Raw genomic sequence first — 934 nt, 5'->3', positions numbered from 1 at the left:
AGATGTGGAGAAGAGACAGCCGTTGAGTTGTCGCAAGTGCGCCTGCAGGTGCAGGCACCAGATCTGCGGGTCGTCAGCCAGCTCGTAGCCGTGCAGGGTCAGGCTTTCAACAATCGAATCGAGGATGGTTTGTGCCACGAAAGGTCCGTGGAACGGGCCTTGGGACTTGATGGTGGAGGGTTGTTCGCCGGTCATTCCGGCGGCAAACAACAAGGTCCACATCCCGGTATCCCCCGCGAGAGGGCGAATGGAACATTCGATACGGGTGACCAGGCCCAGGCACTGGCGGGTGAGGCAGAGGTTGCGCGACATGGCGGCGACCCTCGGTAGATCCGGTATTCAGCCTCGCAGGGCAAGACTGTTTCTATCCAGCGACTCCTGTGGCTATCCCTTGAGCTGAGAATAGAAGAAACCCGGTACAAACCAAGGCTGGGGGACCAACGGATGACTGCCGTCACGACGGCGTCAAAAATATGCCGAAGGGACCTGGAACCAGGCCCCTTCGGCATTGATTACACCGGCTTGGTCTCAGCCAGTGCTTCCTGCGCCAACTCCTTCTCGGCTTCCTTCAGGTCATCTTCACTGATCATCTCGGCGATCGCCCGCAGACGCTCCACCACCCGCGCATTGACGCTGCCTTCGGGGAATTGCCCCTCTTCGTCGGGCGAACCCGCAGGCTCACCCACCAGCAGGCTCAAGGCCTCGTCGGCCTGACGCACGGCATAGACGTGGAATTGCCCCTGCCGCACGGCCTGCAACACCTTCTCATCGAGCATCAGTGTCGCGACGTTGGCCTGGGGAATGATCGCCCCCTGCTCGCCGGTCAGCCCGCGGGCCTCGCAAAGACGGAAGAAACCTTCGATCTTCTCGTTGACCCCGCCGACCGCCTGCACCTCACCAAACTGGTTGATCGAGCCGGTGATGGCAAAGCACT

General features: G+C 60.9%; 1 protein-coding gene and 1 pseudogene. Both read right to left on the bottom strand.

From position 1 onward, the window contains the following. The coding region (locus HX869_RS31290; protein ID WP_178904190.1) for a hypothetical protein at positions 1–312 on the bottom strand (312 nt) is incomplete at its 3' end. Between the two features lie 200 nt (positions 313–512). Next, positions 513–934, bottom strand: a pseudogene (locus HX869_RS31285) (ATP-dependent protease); the annotation flags it as partial.

The sequence above is a fragment of the Pseudomonas sp. P7779 genome, assembly GCF_013386315.1.
Taxonomy (GTDB): Bacteria; Pseudomonadota; Gammaproteobacteria; order Pseudomonadales; family Pseudomonadaceae; genus Aquipseudomonas.
The sequence above is the reverse complement of the archived record's forward strand: the minus strand, read 5'-3'. Positions and strand labels throughout refer to the sequence as shown.